Consider the following 18,769-nt stretch of genomic DNA (forward strand, 5'->3'; position numbering starts at 1 on the left):
GTCCAAGCTCAGCAGCACCAGGTCAAGCCGCAGGTCTGCTCAAGCCGCGTGTTTGGCGTGGAGGTCGCGGTAGAGCGCCATGGAGCTAGCCTTCTGCTTGTCGAGCAGAGCGATCGCGTTGGGGGCGGTGACTCTGATCCATTCGGTGTCGTCGTTGACCCACCAGTGGCCGAGGTACTGGACGCAGTGGTCGAGTTGGGGCGAGAGCGGGACGACTTCGCCGCGCATCCAGGCGATGCGCATGCGTTTGGCGGCGATGACCTGCGGGAGTGGCTTCGGATTGGTGCGGCGCGTGGCGGTCTGCGGCTGGGTCATCGCACGCCTCCGTCGATGCCCGGCTGAGGAGCGGCCTGGTGTGTCGGGCCTCCAAGGTCGATTGTTGGTGAGGGGTCGAGTTCGGGTGTGTATGGGGACGGGCCGGTCTGTTCGGGTTTGATGCGTGCGTTTTCGGCGCCGATTGCCCTGGCAGCGTCGGTTCCGCTGTGTGGGCCTGTCGGGGTTTCCCGGAGCCGTTGCAGGAAGGCCGCGTCAGGTTCGGGCGACTCGGGACGGGTCTGTCCGGAGTTGACCAGCAGGTTCTCTGCTTTGCCGAGTTGGTAGAGCAGGTCGAGGTCGGAGACGGGATCGCGGTCCCAGGCGGTGGAGGCGATGTACTCGTAGGCGGTGCGGCAGCGGAAGTCGTCGAGGGTCTCCGGCGGGGCGATTTCGACGACGGTGCGGACCTGCTCGGGGTTGGCAAGGAGGGCAGCGACGAGTTGCTCTTCCTGCCAGGTTCGGGTGCCGGTTTCCGGGGTGGTGTCGCGGCCGGTCTCGGGGGTGTAGGGGCGGTCGAGTAGTTCGAGGCCCGTCCGGCTGAGCCGGTCCATGACCTGGTATTCGCGCTGGTGTTCGGGTGTGAGTTCGCGGTCGTCTTGCAGTGAGTCCAGGGCGAGTCCCCGTAGCTGGCGCATGGAGGAGGCGTTGGTGATCATGCGGCCGTATGCGGCGATGTGGTCGCGGTTGTCAGGTGCTTCAGCGCGCATCATCTCGAGTGTGGGCTGGTCGATACCGGGAGCGTCGGCGAGCTTGGCGACCTGGGCCGACAACTCGGGGCCTTCCAGGTAGGTGCCCTCTCGGGCGTAGCCGATGGCCGAGTAGACCGCGCCGTAGGCGGGGTTGCTGAAGTCTGAGGCGCTGAGATGTTCCCCGGGGTCGATGGTGCGGTCGGCGAGCATCGCGCCGAGGAAGCGTCTCTCTGCTTCGGTGATCAGGGTCGACATCACTCCTCCTTCGCGGGTGTCGAGGGCTCAAGGGTCATTCGGCGTCGGACTCGCGGCCACTGTTCTGCATATATGACAGATTTTCCTGGTCGCCGGTGTCGTCCTCGTCGTCGTAGCCTTCGGCGAGCAGGTCGAGCTGCTCGACCAGGCGGGCGTCGTCGACGCGCTGCCAGGTGCCGTTGTCGAGGTCGCAGATCCACCAGTGTCCGAATGAGGCGATGGTGCCGAGCAGGCCGGCCGGGTGGGGCTCGGCGGTGCCGCCCGCGAGGCGAGCCCGCATGGTTGGTTCGCCGAGTACCGCCTCCGGTCCGCCGCGCTCATCGTCGCCGACCGCGGCAGCGTTCGGCGCTGCGACGCCGCCGAGCGGATCGGCGTCGAGCCATCTGGCGATCACGTCCTCATCGCCCCAAACCTCGGTGAGCTCGCTGCGTGTGTGGCCGGTGAGGCATTTGGGTGCGTAGTACTTGATCTGGGCGACGAAGGCGCGCAGTTCGTTGTGCCAGGCGCGGGCGTGCTGAGCCAGCGCCCCGGCGCGCTGGCCGTTGGTCACGCCTGCTTTGGTGTCGGTGGTGTAGAGCGCCTCTCTCCAGCATTTGAGGACCCACAGTTCCTGGACCAGGCCAGGGTGGTCGGGCCAGCATTTCGGGAGTCGGTATTCACGGCCGAACTCGTAGGTGTCGAACAGCCATACGACCCACTCGACCAGGCGCTTCCATTCGCGCTCGCGCATGGCCGGGTCCATCGCGTGCCATTCGGTCAAGCGCCCTTGGATCGACAAGATCGCCGATTCCTGCTTGCCCGAGCCTCCGCCGGCTCCTGTGGGTGCGGGGGCGTCGTCCGGGCGGCCCCGCTCTCCCATGATTTCGCCGGTCACCAGTGGCCCCCGGGTTCGGTGATCGCCGGGCTTTCATTGACGGCCGCGCCCGGGTTGAGGCGGGCGCGGGTGGCCTTGACTGAGGCGGCGTAGGTCTTGGCGTCGCCGGACTTGTAGTGGCGCGTGATGCGGGTCTTGACGGGTTTGACGCCGCCAGCGATGATGAGGGCTTCGCCCTTGTCGGCGTCGAGTTCGCGGATCTGGGAGGCGGTGATGACCTCCCGGTCGCGGTCGCGCGGGGCGTGGGTGACGCCGTGGGGTCCGTATTGGATGCCGGGGAGGTCTTCCCACCATTTGCCGGCGAGTTTGGAGAAGCGTTCGGCTTCGTCTCCGGTCAGGCCGCCGAGGGCGATCTTGATTGTCGAGGCGCCCCAGAGCATATCGGCGCCCTCATTGCCCCAGCGGGCGCGGGCTTGGGCGAGTTCTTGGAGGATCGCGGTGATGAAGATGCCCGAGCCGGCCGAGTACGACATCAGGTCGGGCAGGCGCTCCAGTGGTGCGATGTTGGCGACCTCGTCGAGGAACATGCCCAGTGGCGGGTCGAGCCGGCCGCTGTCGTTCTCGGTCGCCAAAGCGGTGGCGGTCTCGGTGACTTCGTCGACGAACGCCGAAATCAGCGGAGCGAGCTCGGATGCCTTGGTCTGGGGCACCAGTAGGAACACGGTGCCGGACTTGCGCAGGAACGTCTCGATGTCGAAGTGCTCGCTGCGGGAGGGGCTGAAGACGGCGCGGGCGCGGGTCGAGAGCATCGGTGCCAGGGCGGTCTGGACGGTGGCGAAGAGACTGGATCGGGTCTCGGGGGCGAGGTTGTAGAGCCCGTCGAGGTTGCCTTCGACGCCGGGAGCGGTGCCGGGGTGGGCTTCGAGGATGACCGCGGCCTGCATGTTCGTCTCATCGAGCGCCCAGGCGGCGACGTCGTCAAGGCCGCGGCCGCCGAGGGCGGCGGCATGGAGCCAGCCGGCGAGGAGGTTGGTCGCGTTGGCTTGGAAGAACCCGGCGTTGGTCGAGTCGGCGGTCTCGAGGCGGCCAACGGTGACCATGACCTTGGCGCGGCGGCGTGCTTTGTCGTAGTCCTCGCAGCCGACCACCGGGCTCCACTTGAGCGCCTCGGGCCAGACGGTGTCGGAGACATCCAGGACGGCGACCGGTCCGATATTCTCCCGGAAGGTGTAGGTGGCCTCAACGATGTCGGGTCGCACCGAGGTTGCCAGTGCCGGGCCCTGCCAGTGGGCGAGCCAGGGAATGACCACTTGCGAGGTCTTGCCTTGCCGGGGGGCGGCGAGGACGAGCACTGAGTTCTCGATGTCGGCCGCCAAGCGCCTACCGACCCCGGCGGCCTTGCCGAGGTCGACGGCGACATGGTCGACCGAGGCCCGGCCGTCCAGGTTCGGGCGCAGCCGCTTCGCTTTCTTCAACGCGGCGGCGGCCGAGAGCTTCCGGTCGAGCTGGGTGCCGGAAGCCATGCCGCGCCCGGCGCCGATGCCACCGAGACGGGCGTAGAGCTTGGACGCTGCGACGATCCCGGCTGTGATCACCGCCGCTGCCAACGCTGCTGCGGCAGCGAAGCCGAGCGGACCGGGCAAGTGCGGGCGAGCGAACTCGGGCCAGGCCGCGGCCGGGTCGGTGATGTTGCTCGGGAGGGCGAAGACGACGGCGACCAGATCTTCGAGTCCCACGTTGATCCAGGTGAAGCCGAAGAGGAGTCCGGCTACCTGGCCGGTGAGCCATACCCAGAGTCCTGATCCGAGTACGATGACAGCGCCGATCAGGAGGAGGGCGTCGCCTCCGGTGCCGACGAATCGGACCTTGCCGCTACTCATCGACGGTCGCCTCCTTGACTCGGCCGCCTGTGGTCATGCGGGCGTTGGTGTCGGTCAGCTCCTGTTCGAGCGGGCTGAGGATCGCCTGGACTACATGGGAGTGGGATCGGCCGATCTTCCATACCGCGCGGCCCTTGGTCTGGGCGGAGAAGGCCGCGATCTGTGCTGCTTCGGTGTCGGTCAGGCCGATCTCGTCGCGGGTCATCGCCAGCGGCGCGGTGTCCTGTGCGAGGCAGACGCGTATGTCGCACGATCCGATCAGGGCGCGGGCGATGGCGACTTCTTCGGAGTCGGCCGCGCCGACCGCTTCGAAGTCGGCGAGCCGGTGGGTCGACAGGAGTTGGATGGTGCCCTGGTTGCGCGACAGGCGCAGGTCGGCGTCGAGTTTCTTGACCATCGCCGGGATGCGCATCGCCCGCCACAGCTCGTCACGGACCACGAGGCGGACCGGCCCGTCGGGTTCGTCGATGGCGGCCTGGCCCCAGGTGGAGACGCAGGCCAGGGTCATCGCGACTGTCTCGTCGCCGCGGCCGTCGAGGCGGGAGAGGTCGACGGTCTGGATGTAGGCGTCGAAGTCGGGCTTGACGGTGGTCGGTCCGTCGAACAGTCCGGCCAGGGAGCCACGGACCATGATGCCGAGCGCGTCGGCAGCCGGGCGGATGGCTTCGCGCAGATGGGGGACGGTTTCATAGCGCAGGTCCTCAGCCATCTCGGTCGTGGGGTCGCGCAGCAGCGCCCACACCTGCGGGATGGTCGGGTCTACCAGGGTCGTGGCGGCGTCGGCCTCGCCCGAGGCGTGCCGGATCGCCAGGGAGACAGCGGTCTCCTCGGTCGGGTCGAGCGGGCGCCCGAGCCGCACCTCCAGGAGCGAGGCGAGGAGGGTGACGCGGCGGCGGTGGATGTCGTCGAGTCGTTCACGCAGAGCGACCGAGTCGGCCGGGAGGTTCAGTCCGGCCGGGCCGGCGTCGAGCGGGTTGAGTCGGTTGCGGATGCCGGGCCCGAGTTCGACCGGTTCGACCCCGAGCGCGCGGGCCAGGGGCGCGTATTCGTTCTTCAAGTCCCCCAGCACGAAGGTCTTCACGCCGCTGGCCATGAGGCGCAGGGCCATGAGTTTCGCGGTCCCGGACTTCCCGGCTCCCGGGAGTCCGGTGAGTAGGACGTTGGGGTTGGTGGTCACGCCGCGGTGGAGCCATTCGACCGGGTGGAAGCTGAATGCGCCGCCTGAGAGGCAGTCGACGCCGACGTAGATGCCCAGGGGCGGCAGGGCTTGGCCGTATAGGAACGGGTAGAGGCCCTGCATCTGGCCGGTCGAGCCGCGGTGGGTCGGGACATCTGGCAGCTTTGGGGCGCGGCCGGCGAACGGCCTGGCCCAGCCCCGCTGCGGCGGGATCGGCTCGGCGGTCCGCTTCTCCTTATGCTCAGGTTTGGCTTTTCGCAGTTTGGCCGGGGCGGTGGTGTCGGCCCATTCGCCGAGCCCGATGTCGGCGGTCGCGAGGTGGCGTTCGGCTCGGGGTGTTCGCTTGCGTTTCGCCATAGCCGTCACCACCGTTTCCTCGGGAGGCCGAAGCCGAGCGGGAGTGCAGCAGCGGCGAAGCCGATGTCCTGGCCGTACCACATGCGACGGACCTCGATACGGGCCGCCGAGGCGTCGGCTTCGAGTTCGGCGCAGGCTTTCTCGAGCTCGTCGAGGTCATCGACGGTCACCGTCAGGTAGGCATTGAAGCGGACCAGGCCGTGCCCGGCGGCGCGTTCGGCGTCCTGGGCGACCGCGCGCTCCAAGGCGACGCGCTCATGTTCGGGAATGACCTGCCCGGCCTTCTCACGCATGCGGACCGCCACATCGCGGGCGGTGCGCTCGCGCATCACCTCTCGCTCAGCTTCGCGCGGGGCGAGGGGTTCGACGTGCATCGAGTAGGAGCGCCGGTGCTCGCCTTCTCCGAGCAGTGGTGCCAGGACCGTGGCGTGGGTCTGCGACCGGGGCCATTCGTAGACCCAGTACGTGGCCGAGTAGGCGCCGTCGTGGCTGTAGTGGCCCGGGTGCGCCTCGGCGGCAGCCGGGCCGGCGGCACCTGGTTCGACGCCGGGTTCGAGCCCGGCGGTGGCGACCCGGCGTTCAGCCATGAGGCGTGAGGAGTGGGGGTCGTAGGCGGTTCGGATCGCCTCTCCCAGGCCGCGGGGGGTGAGCCAGTAGTCGACCTGGAGATCGGCGGCGCCGATTGAGGAGGTCAGGGACCGCAGGTGGCGGCCGAGGACGACCATCGCCCCGGCCGAGCCGCCGCCGGCCTGCTTGATCTGGTGGGCGGCCTTCTTCGCATCCAAGGTGAACGCCAGATATGTCTCGCGCTGCGCGGTCGCCTGCGTGGCCGTCGACAGGAGCTGTTCGTTGACCTCGCGGGCGATCGCCGGGGCGTCGTCGGCCAGGTGGTCGGCATGCCAACGGCGCAGCGCGGCACCGGATTCGGGTAGCAGTCGCTGCATCGCCTGGACGCGGACGATCGGCGATCCCTCGGCGCACAGTCCGGCCAGCAGTCCGCCCCAACCGGCGACCCGGGCCTCGCGGCGGTCGGAATCGACCAAGCCGATGCCGGGGAAGCGGACGGCCGCGACGGCGGTGTAGGTGTTGTCGATCCGGTGGCGGACGATCGCGAGCGCCTCGTTGTTGTGCAGCCGCTCGCCCTCCAGGATCTCCAATGGTGCCAACACTCCCGGCAGGTCCACTCGGCGATGTCGCAGCAGGCGCTGCGTGAACGCGCGCAACGGCCGCCGTTCACGTTCATCGCCCTCGCCGTCACTGTTCTCCGAGGCGTCGGGGTCCACCATCGAGGAAACCCCTGGCTCGTCGGCGTCCTGACCGGACTCACCTGGCTCGGTGTCCTCGTCAACCGCGACCGCCTCGACCAGTGTGTGGCCGGGCGTGAACGGCCCGCCGGTGAACTTGTGATGGTTCAGCACACGCCCGAAGTGGTAGGTCGCCCAGGCCGCGATCCATTCGTCGGCGGTCCGCCCGGCGAAGCGGATGAACGCGCACACCCCGAGCAGGAGCGCGACCGGCCAGCACACCAGGCCCAGACCGACGTCGCCGACGCCGACCGGCCAGGCCGCCAGCAGCGCGGCGGCCACCAGCATGAGCGTGCGGGAGGCGGTCAGGCCGAACAGGAAGTTCACCTTCTCGGTCTGCCAGCCGAAGTAGGTGCGTGGGGCCGGTGCTTGCTCTCGGGTGCTCACGATGGTCCTCCGTCCTTGGGTTCATTGCCGGGCAGCTTCGTGTCCGGTGGTGCCGGGGCCGGTTCGGGTGGGGGTTCCGGGGCCCGAGGTGCGCCCGGTCCGGGCCGCTGGTCGCCGTTGGTGTCACCGCGGCCGCGCTGGGCGGCTTGGATCGCGGCGGTGTTGTACATCGGCTGCCCGGCAGGGAGCGCGTACGGGTTGGACCCTTGGATGCCGGCGTGGCCGCCCATCTGCTCGGTGCGCTGGACCATCGTGTTCGCGCCCTTCTGGACAGCGCGGAGCCCGGTCGCGGCGGCGGCCACCCACGGGTTGGCGAACTTCGCCGCCCCCGCGGCCTTCCCCACCGCCCCGGTCGCGCCTGCCGCACCAGCGCCGCCGGTACTCGCCGCGTGCTGGGCGCGGGCCACGGTGCCCTCGCTGCGCGCGGTCGAGGATTGAGCGAACTGCGTCGGAGACACGCCTGCGGTCCCGCCCATCGCGCTGGAACCGGCCATACCCGCCCCAGCGCCGGCGACGGCGGCCAGACCGGCGCCGCCCCCGACGGTCGTCGAGGTGAAGGTGAAGAACCGCGCGATCGCCGGCCAGGCGAGCGCGGCCAACATCAGCACGAGCATCCCCGAGAGGAGCCCGGCCAGGTCGTCGCTGTCGGATTGGCCCAGCAGGCTGAACCCGATCGCGAAGATCAACGCGATGACGGGTTTAAGCATGATCAGTTGGATGGTCGCGCTCACCAGCTTGGGCCACCAGTCCTTGGTCGCCGAGCCGATCTGACCCGAGGCCGCGATCGGGGAAGCCGCGATGAGCACCGCGATCGCGGCGTTGCGTAGCAGCAGTTCGAACCACAGCACCAGCGTCAGTACTATGCCGGCGATCGCCAGCAGCAACAGCAGCGAGACCGAGACCGCCGCGTTGGCCGAGAACAGGGCCGCGAACTTGTCTTGGAGGACTTCGCCGCCACTGGCCGAGTCGGTGGAGAAGGTCTCGTCGATGATCCAGTCGGCTATCTGGTCGGACACGGCCAGCGCGGTTCCGGCGACCGTCAGGGTCAACACGAACGCCATCACGGCTTTGCCCAGGCCGACCAAGCCGTGCGCCAGCGGCTTTCCAGAAGCGGTCAGCGCAGTGGCCCCGGTCTGGATCAGCAGCAGGATGACCGCGACCAGGATGCCCAGGCCCAACGAGATCGAATAGGCGTTGGCGATCCCGCCTCCGGCGAGGTCGAGGTCGGGAAAGGCGGTGAAGGCCCGCCCGAATCCCTCAAGCATCTCCACGGCCGCCGTGGCGAACGACCGGCAGATCTTCTCCCACGCGTCCATCAACCAACCGGCGACGAGGCCTGAGTCTTCTTCGTCTCCTGCCGCCAGTGAGCATGCGGCAGCCATTGTGTCGGTGCAGTTCATGGTTTCCTCGCGCAGAATCAGCGTGTCAGGAGCTTCCAGCCGAGTTCCTTGGCTTCGGAACTGGCCTCCTCGCCGACCTCGACTTTGAGCGTCGTGTAGTCGGCTCCCATGTCATTGCCCGAATCGGCCCAGTCGGTGCCGGTCCAGACCAAGTCCATCGTCAAGAGCGTGTTCACCGATTCCGATCCGTAGGGTGTCGCGGCCACCAGACGAGTCAGCAGAATGACTTCGATCCGATCGGCCGAGGCGTTTCTGGTTTGGTAGGCGACCGGAGAAGCGCTCAGGGCCCATCCGTCGGGCACTGCTTCGGTGGCGGTCAGTCCGATCTCTTCGCGCCGGTTCAGTGGGTAGTCACGCCAGTCTTCCGGTGTCTGCTTGCCGTCGTCGACGAGCAGTTCCGCGCCAAGTTGCTCGGAGTAGGCGGGGTCGAGTGAACTCCCGTACGCTGTAAGCCAGTTCGTCGCGGCTGAGACGGCGCCGACATAGGTGCGTTCGTAGCCACGGAAGATGTACAGCTCGCCGTCGTACTCACTGCCTTCGACCGTCGTCAGCGGGTCGTATATCTGCTCGGCACCCGGCAGGCCGGTCGACTCGCTCGACTCGCTCGACTCGGTCTCGCTTGGGCTCGCCTCGTCTGCGGCGTCGGAGCCGGCGCGGTAGGCCAGGACGATCGCCACCGCGAGCGTCACCAGCACCAGAACCGCTGTCAGGGCCACAGCGAGCGGCTTGCCGATCTTGGGACGTTCAAAGAATCGTGACATGACCGGCCCTAGGCAAGCGAGCCTTGAATGGCATTGACCAGCGGGATCGCGAGGAACCCGCCGAGGATAGCGATCACCGCGTACGGAATGCCCGCCTTGGCCTTCGACATGACCGACGGGTTGTCGGCCAACTTGCCGATTCCCATGACCGCGAAGCTGCCGAGCAGCCCGAGCGCGCCGGCAACCAGCACGCCCCATTTCGCGATCGCGAACAGCAGCTCTACCGCTGGGGAGCCGTTCGTCGGGTCCTTCGGTGCCGGGTTCGGAATCGTCGCCTGAGCAACGACGTCGAGGTGACTGATCGTGGATGCCACGGTGTCGACCAGCGTGTACGCGTGAGCGATCAGCGCCATGGGGAACTCCTCAAGGTGTCTTCCAGGGGGCGGTCTCAACTGCGAGACCTCGTACGTTCGGTGAACCTCTCTCAACCGAGTCGCGGGGATCGAAACCGTAAACGGTTACCCTCCGCATCGTCAAACCAGCTACGCATGGATGTTATCGAACCGTTATAAAATTCGGTTTGATAACCGGACAAGCGAACCGCTTCAGCCACAGCGGTATTCACGGAGTCGATCTCGTGCCTATCAGTGAATCGCTGTGCGAGAACACCCCTCATTTGTAACGACACGATTACGAATCTTTGTGACCTCATGACCTGCCGCTACAGTGGCTCCCCACTGGATCGGGCGAAGCGGCAACCGTTCCCCGTTGGCGCTCGGCCGGTCCAGCACCGTTCCGCTCCCCGGACTCGAAGGCCACCCGTCATGTCGAAACTCCCCGCCGCGCTGGCCGGTGCGCTCGCCGCGCTCGTGCTCGCGATCGCCGTCATCGGCGGCGCCATCTCGCTCGATACCGGACTCGCCTGGCTCAACCTGAGCACCACGACCAACGGCAGCGGCGGCGAGTACGAATGCGCCATCGACGACAGGGACGCCCTGCGCTCGGCGGTCTACAGCAACTCCGGCTGGAAAGACGTCCAGATCGACAACGCCACCGTCGTCTACCTCGTCGCCGCCGAGCGCGGGCTCGGCGACAGGGCCGTCTTGGTCGGCCTCATCACCGCCTACCAGGAGAGCCGCCTGTACAACTACGCGAACTTCAACGTCGAGGAGAGCCTGGAGTACGACCACGACAAGATCGGCTCCGATCACGACTCGGTCGGTATCTTCCAGCAGCGGCCCAGCGCCGGCTGGGGATCGGTCAAGGACCTGATGAATCCCGAATACGCCGCCGGAAAGTTCTACGACAAACTCGTGCAGATCGACGGCTGGGAGACCATGGAGCCCACCGAAGCCGCACAGGCCGTGCAGATCTCGGCCTTCCCCGACGCCTATGCGCGCTGGGAGGGCTACGCCACCAATGCCATCGAGCATTTCACCGAGCACGTCACCTGCACTCCAGTCGGCGGGGAGTGGACCCACCCGGTCCCCGGCGCGGCACTGTGGTCGGGCTTCCGCACCGACGAGCGCCCCGACCACGACGGAATCGATTTCGGCGCCGACAAGGGCACCGAGATCCTCGCCGCCGGAGCCGGGACGGTCGTCCGCGTCCGCTGCAACGCCAGCCTCAACGGCGCCGACTACTCCTGCGACGTCGACGGCTCCCCGTCCGTGCTCGGCTGCGGCTGGTATGTCGATATCGAGCACCCCGACGACACCGTCACCCGCTACTGCCACATGATGAGCCGGCCCCTTGTTGACGTTGGCGACACCGTCGCGACTGGACAGGTCATCGGCTACCTTGGCAGCTCAGGGAACTCCTCGGCACCCCACCTGCACTTCGAGAGCCACGACGGACCCGCCCCGGCCACATCGGACAATGCAGTGCCTCCGGTCGACTACCTGGCCGAGCGCGGGGTGGACATCGATTTACCGCGGAACTGTAGTGTAGTTCTCATCTAACTTGACCACTTCTCATCGAAATGGCCAATAATTCGGCCATTTGGCCATTCCGATGAGAGCCCTGTCTCGTGTCGGTTGAACTGGCCTAACCCCATTGGTTCTCACCTTGCTTGACCGGTCCCTGAGTCCAGCCGTGCTCGGCACGCCTCCATCCGGCGTAAACCAGAGAGCGACAACCCGCAGGGTTCCAATCCGACTGCGGGACAGTTCCCAAAGGGCTATTATCGAAAGATGGTAGACGATCAAGTTCCGCTGAGTCCTATCTATGCGTTCAATGATCCTAGGGAGCCCATCACACTATTCGAAGGCGCGATTGGAGGTCTTGGCGAAGTTGACGCGACAGGCAAAATAGAGCTGTCACTATCTCCTCGCATAGGTCTTCGATGGAGCGTGGATCCAGGATCAAACTCCACCGCACAAGCTAACCGTCCAGTTGAATTGCAACTGCACCGCCCCGAGGGAGTATTTCGCCTGAGCGGATGGGCACAAGGCTGGGACGAAGGATGGTTGAACGGCGCAGCGTTTGGAAATGATGATTCGCCGATAGAACGCATCATTGGCCATTGGTTTAATCTCCCGCTCCGAAATAACTCAAAACGCTGGCGCTTTGAATGCGAGGATTGGGCGATCATCATTGACACCCGACCTGATCACCGTGAAGTGTGGCAAGACCTCAATAAATCCGATATGTTTATCATGACTCACGTAATGGAATTGCGGAGAACCGACGGCGGTACTTTCACCCCCAAACAGGCCCAACCGATAATAGATGCCTTGCACGTTGGTATCTCTTTTGCCCTCGGCAGGTGGGCTGCCCCAATGCTGATAGTCGGACAAGGCCCCGGTGACACCAATCTATGGGAGGAGTGGCTTCCGCGTCACTGCGATCCGGCGCGTAGCATTAGTTCGGGCTGGTGGTATGACCAAGATCTAGAATCTCTCGAAGAGTTGCTTCGAAACGTGATTCCTGCGTTCTACGACCAAGAGATGGCCCATCATCTTAAATTTCAAATGACATCAGCAATCATCGCCACCAACGATAAAGGATTTGTTGAGCAAAGAATCACTATGGGCTCTTCCGGGCTGGAACATATAACCTGGATAAAACTTGTTTCCGAAAAAGGCTTGACCGAAGACCAATATCTTGGCAAAGCAAGTTATCACGGAAAGCGGCTAAATGCCGCGACACGATTGCGGATGGTCCTGAGTGAGGCGATGGTCTCAACTGATATCGATCAAGCGGTGCTGCCGGTTACCAGCAGATTCCGTACCGACGAGAGCTCGAGGCAATCAAATCCTGATCTTGACGCGGCAGATATCGTCACATACGTTCGCAATCGACTAATGCATCCCGACGAAAGAACCAAGCGGATTTATGAATACGACGGTCTTCTTACAGAAGTTTGGGGCTTGACACGGCATTACCTCGTGTTGCTTATCCTAAACTCACTGGGGTACAACGGACACTACCGAAGCCTTCACTATTTCCGAGGTTATGCATACGAGGTTTTGGAAGTTCCTTGGAAGTGGCATGATCCCCCCGCTTGATAAAGCTGGCGTTCCCGGTCTCGGCTCGCAAGTCGTCTAGGCTAGGCAGCAACACCGCGTCTTTAGGGTGTTTGGGCTGGTCGATGGGTGAGCCGATGGATGGTGATGGTGTAGGTCGCTCGGGTGGTGGCCGGTTCGGTGTCCTTTCTGGCTTTGAAGCGGTGGTTGGCTCTGCTGCTCGAAGACCTGGGGCGACCGGAGGTCCAGGAACTGGTCGACCACTACGCTCAGAAGACCCGAATCGACAAACCCAACCGCCGCAAGCGCTCCAACGAGACACCAAACCGACCCGCAGGACAGAAAGCTCGACCGTGAACCTCGACCAGGGCAACGCCCCACGCACCGCAGCGACCCGCCACCGGGTAATAGCCGAAGCCCACCTTGTCGCCCTCGACTCCGGCCGCGTCCTGCTGACCAGGCGCTGCAACACCGCCTACGGGAACGGCCACTGGCACCTTCCGTCGGGACACCTCGAACCGGGCGAATCGATCACCGCGACACTCATCCGCGAGGCGAAGGAAGAACTCGGCATCACACTGGCCGAAGACTCGATCGAGTTCGCGCATGTCATGCATCGCGACGATGACGCCGGCCGCATGGGTTTCTTCTGGACCGCTGCGGAATGGGAGGGAACCCCGGCGATCCTCGAACCTGACAAATGCGACGGCCTCGACTGGTTCCTGATTGACCGACTGCCCGAGCCGATGATCGACTACCACCAGCAGGCGCTCACCGAGATCCAGGCGGGGCGGACATTCTCCCAGATGGGCTGGTGAACGATCAACCTGCTAGCCCCATGTTCGAAGGACTGAAATGACGACACAGCGATTCATCGCTCACGGTCTGATCGAGACCGGCGGCCACTTCTTGTTCCTGAAACGCCACGAGGGCGGCTACCTCGGCGGGAAGTGGGACATCCCCGGAGGATCCGTCGAACCAGGCGAGGCGCCCGGCGCCGCCGCGGCACGCGAGTGTCTCGAAGAAGCAGGTCTTGTCTGCACCATTGGCGAAAGACTTTCGCATTTCGAGAACATGGACATTAGCGGACGCGATATCAACTTCCACACGATCACGCTCCGTCTTCACCCGGAAGCCGCTGGTTCCGCGGTCACCGTCTGATGAGCACGAAGATTTCGTATGGGCCACAGTCGAAGAAGCCGCGTCACTCGATCTTGTCTGGCACGTCAAACGCACCCTCGATGGTCTCGGTTGACCCGCTAGAATCAACCCTGCCACTGAGCGCGCGGCGACTCGATCTAGGAAATGGTCAAACCCACGGCTTTCACGAGATAAACACAGTTGGAACTCTTGTCGGATGTCGGCGATGCCGAGGATGGCCAGCGGCGCGGTGTAGGGATGGTTGCCGATACGGTCTCTCCAGGCGGTGATGCCGTTGCCGCCCAGGCGGGTCAGGATCGCGATGGCCGCGGCGCGGAGGCTGGCGAGGTTGACCGTCAGGTTCCCGGCCGTGGCGGTGGACCGGTCCTCGCCGAAGACGACATCGCGGGTCCAGTGCCAGGCTTCCACGCCCCAGTGGCCGCGAATGGCCTCGGCGAACTCGACCGGCCGCAGCGCGGTGGCGCCCCGGCTGGTCAGGTAGAACATGACATGCCAGGTCTCCTCGCCGGTGGTCTCGTCCCTGGTCCAGCGCCGGATGCGGGCGATCTGGGCCAGGCCGGGGAACAGGAGAGCGACCCCGCCGCCGGCGGACAGGATCTTCACCGTCCGGGTCTCGCTGCGGCCGTGAGCGGTCTCGCGGGACTCCACAGCGGTCTCGACCAACGCCTTGGCCGCCGCGAACAGCGTCGGCTGGTTCCCCTTCAGCGCCAGGCAGTAGTCGGCCCCAGCATTCAGGACCGCTTCAGCGGTGTCCTCGTTGCAGTGCAGCGCGTCCGCCGACACTAGCGCCCCTTCGGCATCGAGTCGCTCGCACAAGACCCGGAGCGCGGCGATCTCGTCACCGTCGTCCACGATCACCTGGTCGGCCATGCGGCCGCCGTCGGCTAACGCGCCCACCAAGATCAGGTTCGAACCGTCCCCGGACACGCGCCCGGCGGTCACCGGACGCTTCCCGTCCAGACGCACGTGAGCGGCCCCGCCCGCTTCCTCCTCGGCGGGGACAATCCGAGACGCGAAGCGGGCCAGCTCATCCGAGTCGAGCAAGGACAGCACCTCAACGAGGCGGTTGTAGGACGGCAGCGACCACCACGAGACGCCCCCGACCTCCAGGCCGATCCCGCCCAGCGCCCGCACTACCGCCTCCGGCGCGTCAGCGGCCCACCGAGCCCACTGCGATGGCGTGTTCCTGCCGCCCAGCAATCCCGCCAACGCGACCGCGACGAACACGGCCAGGGGGTAGCAGCGCCCCTGGACACCGCGCGGACCGGTCAGCTCCGCGACACACTCCTCGAACCGCGCGACACCAAACACTTCGGCCAGATCCTTGCCAGACAACGGCTTCCTCCATCAAGACGCAGCGTGTACGAACGTCTCAACGAGCGAACTCGCCCTTGCGGAACGGCCTCACCAGCAAGAACACTGACCCGACCACTACTCGTGAAAGCCGTGGGTCAAACCGGTGAGAAATCCATTGGCCAAAACGCTGAGAGCCCCATACAGAAGCCCAGATCAATCCGCCTGAGGCGGCCAACTCCGCTGAGAACCTACATGTAGGTTCCGATTTGGGGCGGCCGCTTCCGGATACCACGGCCATCGTTGTGCCGCTCTAGGGCATTTCTACCGGATGACCTGCGGATTGATCGGCGTATGAACGTCCTCCCCGCTCGTGGACCAGCTTCCTCTTGATGGAATAGGCGGTAGAGATCAGCAGATCGCCGTGGACAGCTCAGCTGCGATGAAGGCGCGGACTAGTCCGGCAGTAAGCCGTTCGCCGAGTCCGGCCTCCAGGCAGGTCGCCCGAAGACGACCGGCGTGTTCGCCCAGTCGCATCCACCGCCCCGTGGTCTCGGCTAGATCCAGGTGCCGACCCATGTCGTCCAATTCGTCGAGCACCTGCTTGAACTCCTCGGCATCACCGAGCTCGCCCGGCTCCTGTTCGGAGTCCTCAATCAGGTCATCATTGCCCGTCAGCGCGGCCTCGAAGTAGTTCACTCGCCGGCCCCCGCTCCCTCGACGCCGTCCAGGTAGTCGAGCAGGCCCTGGACCGTGACCAGGTAGCGCCCGCCGACCTTGCGAATCGGAGTCGGCCATTCGCCCTCCCGGGCGAGCCGGTAGGCCACCGTCCGCCCGATACCGAGGATCTGCCCAGCGGTCTCAATACCGCAGGTCATCCCCAAGGCCAGAACCTTCTCCCTTGTCCACGGCCCTCGGTAGTGCCGCAATGTCGTACTGCCGTTCACAGCCGATCATCCTTTCGCTCGTACTTTCCGGAGCTGCCCCGGTACGAGCAATCCTGTCGAACAGACAGACTCACAACAAGAGTTCGGCTGATAATCTGTATATGTGACAGATTTTGAAGCGAGCGTGTCCGCCGAATCCGCCCCGCAGGTTCTGGGCCCGAACGCGGTGGTGGTCGAGCGCATGCGCGCTGTCCGCAAGGCCCAAGACCTGAGCGTTCACGACCTCGTCGAAAGACTCGCCGACATCGGCCGGAACGACATCACAGCCAACAAGATCTGGAACATGCAGACCGGCCGCGTCAAGCCGACCTTTGACGCCGTCCTTGCCATCGCCAACGCCCTTGGCGTCTCGCCACTAACGTTCCTGACCGTGCCTGACGACGCGGACCTCTCGATCGAGATCGCACCAAGCGTCGAAATCTCCCCCGCGCGCTTCAACGCCTGGACGACCGGAGCCCGCCCACTTCCTGGCGGCGACGAGGACCTCTTCGCCGAGCACCACCCCTACGGCACCGGGCTCACTCGCCGCCAGGGCACACCCGAGGAACGAGCCCAAGCCCTGGTCACACGCCTATCTGCCAGACTGGCAGAAGCCAGCCAGGTCATTACCGCCTTGGAGACCGAAGCCGCCGAATTCTCAGCCGGAGTCGGCGAACTCGCCGACGAGAACCTGCCCGAAGAGCAGCGCCGCGCTATCAACGCCCTCACGCGCAGTCTCGGCATGGAACTTCCAACCGAGTCCGGCGACGAACAAGCTTGAGGGCTCTTGCGGTCCGACGCTTCAGCAGAAGTTGCCTCGCCTGCCAACCTGACCAGGAACGCCGGGCCGACAACGCAGCTCCCGGCGGCGAGCCGGAAGACGATCGCTCGGCAGGCACTTGCCGCTCTGACCCGCGTTGAAGCTGGCGAAGCACCCACGACTGGGAGCATCCAGAACCGAATTACCCTAATTGTCCTAATTTTGGTTGAACTTCTTGTTCGAGAGTCAAGAACTCTGGCACTCCGAGCGACAGCGCGAGGCATCCTGCCGTCTTGATCAGGGTCCAGAGATAGCGCTCGGCGGGATCAGTGATCAGGCGGCCGATCCAGTACCGACCCATCTCTACAGCGAATGCGGCAAGCTCGTCGGCCGAGCATGGGTGCCCGATGTGTCTGGTGTGGAGACAGTGCGTAACCCTGGTAGTCGAGGCTCCTGCGGCGATGAGTTGTACACCAAGAAGGGCTTGGTCAAACCAGGGTGCGGCACGGGCGGCCCATCCCCAGTCCACGATGGTCAATTCCTGGCCGTTCACGAGGATGTTACCGCGGTGGATGTCGGTGTGGGCGACGTGTGCGCCGTCAAGCCTGCGCATCCGTTCGCGTTGGCCACCGATGAGGAATTCCTTCGCGGTACTCGCGACGAGCCCGGGATGGTCATCGACCAGTGTGCTCCAGTCGGGGGCGCTGTCGATGCGCTCGGTGATTGGAGGGAGCGCGCTGGTGCTCGCCTCGCCGCTGGGGGCCTTGATGAGGTTGGCGATTCGCTCGGACAGGGCCAGGCCTGATTCTGGTGGGTAGAAGTGCGGGTGCTCACCGTCGATGTGGTCGAACAGCAGGACGGACCAGTCGTGTCCTTCGAGCAGTCCGTGGAAGGGGGCGGAGGCTTGTCGGTGGATGGTTGAGGCGGTGGCTTCGACTCGGAGCGCTTGTACAGCCTCGATGTGATCGGTCGGGGCGGCTTTACAGAAGTACTTCCGGCTCCCGGCAGTGAAGGTCGCGGTGGTGATGGAGCCGTTGGTGTGGATGTTCGAGACGGCCGCCGGGTGGTCGGCCCAGCGGCTGACGAGGTTAGCCCAGCCGGGGGCGATGATCATGGGCGCGCCTCCTCGGGGGTGCCGAAGTAGATGGTGCGGGCGGCTGCGGCCAGGTGTGCCTGCTGCTTGGTGGGGATGCCGGTGCGGTTCCAGTGGAAGATGAGGTGGTGTGCGATCAGCGCTCGTAGACCGCGGGTCGTGCGGCCGCTGGCGGTGAGCTCGGCGAGGGAGCTGCCAAGCTTCGCGGTGGCGTCGAACCAGGACCGGTGGGGTTCGAGTCGGGGATTGGGTTGCTGCCAGGGGTCGCGGGTGAGGAGGGCGGCGAGCCGGGTCCGCCATGCCTGGTTGGGTTCGGTTGTGGTGGTCCGCATGGAGGTGATGCGCGCCCAGATGTCACCTTGCTCCCACCAGTCGAGTCCGGCCGCCCGCATGAGGTGGGCGGCCAGGAGGGTCGAGTAGGTGGCGCGGCTGGCGGTGAAGTCGGATTCGGTTAGGGCGGTGGCGAGGTGGCGGCTTTCGGCGTGGAAGAAGTCGTGGGCGGCCGCGATGGCTTCGGGTCCGCCGAAGGCGTGGGTCTCGGGTTCGTAGATGGCGGGGTTCCAGGCGGTGATGGTCTCGGGGACCAGGCCGTCGAGCGTTGCGTGGATCGCCTCCGGTTGGGTCGCGGGGTCGGGGGGTGCCCATCGGATGCGGAAGGGGTGTTTGCGGATGAAGAACCATGGCGCTGCGGCGGCGGTGAAGATGGGCAGTATCCGGTCGGTCAGGACCGTCTCAGCGGTGCTGGCGAGGTGGAGGTTGACTTGGTGCCACGCGGTCACTGGGTGGTGTC

At 65.6% G+C, this 18,769-nt stretch carries 18 protein-coding genes; 4 read left to right on the top strand and 14 right to left on the bottom strand.

Annotated features, from left to right (window positions below; all coding sequences use genetic code 11):
• Nucleotides 1-39: 39 nt before the first annotated feature.
• The 9 genes from JFB92_RS02880 to JFB92_RS02920 all read right to left on the bottom strand — a co-directional run bounded on the left by JFB92_RS02880 (nucleotide 40) and on the right by JFB92_RS02920 (nucleotide 9,692).
• Nucleotides 40-315, bottom strand: a complete 276-nt coding sequence (locus tag JFB92_RS02880; protein WP_199034675.1) for a hypothetical protein — start codon at nucleotides 313-315, stop codon at nucleotides 40-42.
• A complete protein-coding gene (locus JFB92_RS02885; protein ID WP_199034676.1) occupies nucleotides 312-1,259 on the bottom strand; it encodes a DnaB-like helicase N-terminal domain-containing protein in 948 nt (315 codons plus the stop codon). Before JFB92_RS02885 ends, JFB92_RS02880 begins: the two co-directional genes overlap by 4 nt.
• A gap of 34 nt (nucleotides 1,260-1,293) precedes the next feature.
• The gene (locus tag JFB92_RS02890; protein ID WP_199034677.1) at nucleotides 1,294-2,133 is read right to left on the bottom strand and encodes a hypothetical protein; all 840 of its coding nucleotides are present in this window, start codon (nucleotides 2,131-2,133) and stop codon (nucleotides 1,294-1,296) included.
• Complete coding sequence (locus tag JFB92_RS02895) at nucleotides 2,130-3,953, bottom strand: type IV secretory system conjugative DNA transfer family protein (RefSeq protein WP_199034679.1); 1,824 nt, start codon at nucleotides 3,951-3,953, stop codon at nucleotides 2,130-2,132. The genes JFB92_RS02890 and JFB92_RS02895 overlap by 4 nt, the downstream gene beginning before the upstream one ends.
• The gene (locus JFB92_RS02900) at nucleotides 3,946-5,487 is read right to left on the bottom strand and encodes a VirB4 family type IV secretion system protein (RefSeq protein WP_199034681.1); all 1,542 of its coding nucleotides are present in this window, start codon (nucleotides 5,485-5,487) and stop codon (nucleotides 3,946-3,948) included. Before JFB92_RS02900 ends, JFB92_RS02895 begins: the two co-directional genes overlap by 8 nt.
• A 5-nt stretch (nucleotides 5,488-5,492) precedes the next feature.
• On the bottom strand, nucleotides 5,493-7,178 hold the full coding sequence (locus JFB92_RS02905) for an SCO6880 family protein (protein WP_199034683.1): 1,686 nt from the start codon (nucleotides 7,176-7,178) through the stop codon (nucleotides 5,493-5,495).
• A complete protein-coding gene (locus JFB92_RS02910) occupies nucleotides 7,175-8,494 on the bottom strand; it encodes a hypothetical protein (protein ID WP_199034685.1) in 1,320 nt (439 codons plus the stop codon). The genes JFB92_RS02905 and JFB92_RS02910 overlap by 4 nt, the downstream gene beginning before the upstream one ends.
• A 101-nt stretch (nucleotides 8,495-8,595) precedes the next feature.
• Nucleotides 8,596-9,255: a hypothetical protein gene (locus JFB92_RS02915; protein ID WP_199034687.1), complete on the bottom strand. Its 660-nt coding sequence runs from the start codon at nucleotides 9,253-9,255 to the stop codon at nucleotides 8,596-8,598.
• A gap of 92 nt (nucleotides 9,256-9,347) precedes the next feature.
• Entirely contained in the window at nucleotides 9,348-9,692 is a 345-nt protein-coding gene (locus tag JFB92_RS02920) for a hypothetical protein (protein ID WP_199034689.1), read from the bottom strand.
• A 411-nt stretch (nucleotides 9,693-10,103) separates the two neighbouring features.
• On the opposite strand from JFB92_RS02920, the gene JFB92_RS02925 reads away from it, so the two are divergent.
• The 3 genes from JFB92_RS02925 (at nucleotide 10,104) to JFB92_RS02935 (ending at nucleotide 13,564) form a co-directional block, all read left to right on the top strand.
• The gene (locus JFB92_RS02925) at nucleotides 10,104-11,240 is read left to right on the top strand and encodes a M23 family metallopeptidase (RefSeq protein ID WP_199034692.1); all 1,137 of its coding nucleotides are present in this window, start codon (nucleotides 10,104-10,106) and stop codon (nucleotides 11,238-11,240) included.
• Between the two features lie 231 nt (nucleotides 11,241-11,471).
• Nucleotides 11,472-12,788, top strand: coding sequence for a YopA family protein (locus JFB92_RS02930; RefSeq protein ID WP_199034694.1), 1,317 nt, complete (start codon nucleotides 11,472-11,474; stop codon nucleotides 12,786-12,788).
• Nucleotides 12,789-13,099: 311 nt separating this feature from the next.
• Nucleotides 13,100-13,564 carry an NUDIX hydrolase gene (locus JFB92_RS02935; protein WP_199034696.1) on the top strand — a complete coding sequence of 155 codons (465 nt, stop codon included), beginning with the start codon at nucleotides 13,100-13,102 and terminating at the stop codon, nucleotides 13,562-13,564.
• Nucleotides 13,565-13,568: 4 nt separating this feature from the next.
• On the opposite strand, the gene JFB92_RS27165 is transcribed toward JFB92_RS02935, so the two are convergent.
• The 3 genes from JFB92_RS27165 to JFB92_RS02950 all read right to left on the bottom strand — a co-directional run bounded on the left by JFB92_RS27165 (nucleotide 13,569) and on the right by JFB92_RS02950 (nucleotide 16,147).
• Nucleotides 13,569-15,242, bottom strand: a complete 1,674-nt coding sequence (locus JFB92_RS27165) for an ISAs1 family transposase (RefSeq protein ID WP_199034701.1) — start codon at nucleotides 15,240-15,242, stop codon at nucleotides 13,569-13,571.
• Nucleotides 15,243-15,611: 369 nt separating this feature from the next.
• On the bottom strand, nucleotides 15,612-15,899 hold the full coding sequence (locus tag JFB92_RS02945) for a hypothetical protein (protein ID WP_199034703.1): 288 nt from the start codon (nucleotides 15,897-15,899) through the stop codon (nucleotides 15,612-15,614).
• Nucleotides 15,896-16,147, bottom strand: coding sequence for a helix-turn-helix domain-containing protein (locus JFB92_RS02950; protein ID WP_199034705.1), 252 nt, complete (start codon nucleotides 16,145-16,147; stop codon nucleotides 15,896-15,898). The genes JFB92_RS02945 and JFB92_RS02950 overlap by 4 nt, the downstream gene beginning before the upstream one ends.
• Before the next feature lie 103 nt (nucleotides 16,148-16,250).
• Here JFB92_RS02950 and JFB92_RS02955 point away from each other — a divergent pair, with 103 nt between their 5' ends.
• Nucleotides 16,251-16,907, top strand: coding sequence for a helix-turn-helix domain-containing protein (locus JFB92_RS02955; RefSeq protein WP_199034706.1), 657 nt, complete (start codon nucleotides 16,251-16,253; stop codon nucleotides 16,905-16,907).
• 181 nt (nucleotides 16,908-17,088) lie between these two features.
• On the opposite strand, the gene JFB92_RS02960 is transcribed toward JFB92_RS02955, so the two are convergent.
• A complete protein-coding gene (locus tag JFB92_RS02960) occupies nucleotides 17,089-18,000 on the bottom strand; it encodes a phosphotransferase (protein WP_199034710.1) in 912 nt (303 codons plus the stop codon).
• A complete protein-coding gene (locus JFB92_RS02965; protein ID WP_199034717.1) occupies nucleotides 17,997-18,758 on the bottom strand; it encodes a thiopeptide-type bacteriocin biosynthesis protein in 762 nt (253 codons plus the stop codon). The genes JFB92_RS02960 and JFB92_RS02965 overlap by 4 nt, the downstream gene beginning before the upstream one ends.
• Nucleotides 18,759-18,769 lie beyond the last annotated feature (11 nt).

Source organism: Glycomyces salinus (assembly GCF_016428645.1).
GTDB lineage: Bacteria > Actinomycetota > Actinomycetes > Mycobacteriales > Micromonosporaceae > Glycomyces > Glycomyces salinus.

Excerpts from the sequence above, each read along its gene's own strand:
- JFB92_RS02880 (WP_199034675.1), bottom strand. The coding sequence starts at position 315 with ATGACCCAGCCGCAGACCGCCACGCGCCGCACCAATCCGAAGCCACTC.
- JFB92_RS02885 (WP_199034676.1), bottom strand. The coding sequence starts at position 1,259 with ATGTCGACCCTGATCACCGAAGCAGAGAGACGCTTCCTCGGCGCGATG.
- JFB92_RS02895 (WP_199034679.1), bottom strand. The coding sequence starts at position 3,953 with ATGAGTAGCGGCAAGGTCCGATTCGTCGGCACCGGAGGCGACGCCCTC.
- JFB92_RS02900 (WP_199034681.1), bottom strand. The coding sequence starts at position 5,487 with ATGGCGAAACGCAAGCGAACACCCCGAGCCGAACGCCACCTCGCGACC.
- JFB92_RS02910 (WP_199034685.1), bottom strand. The coding sequence starts at position 8,494 with ATGGACGCGTGGGAGAAGATCTGCCGGTCGTTCGCCACGGCGGCCGTG.
- JFB92_RS02920 (WP_199034689.1), bottom strand. The coding sequence starts at position 9,692 with ATGGCGCTGATCGCTCACGCGTACACGCTGGTCGACACCGTGGCATCC.
- JFB92_RS02925 (WP_199034692.1), top strand. The coding sequence starts at position 10,104 with ATGTCGAAACTCCCCGCCGCGCTGGCCGGTGCGCTCGCCGCGCTCGTG.
- JFB92_RS02930 (WP_199034694.1), top strand. The coding sequence starts at position 11,472 with ATGGTAGACGATCAAGTTCCGCTGAGTCCTATCTATGCGTTCAATGAT.
- JFB92_RS02960 (WP_199034710.1), bottom strand. The coding sequence starts at position 18,000 with ATGATCATCGCCCCCGGCTGGGCTAACCTCGTCAGCCGCTGGGCCGAC.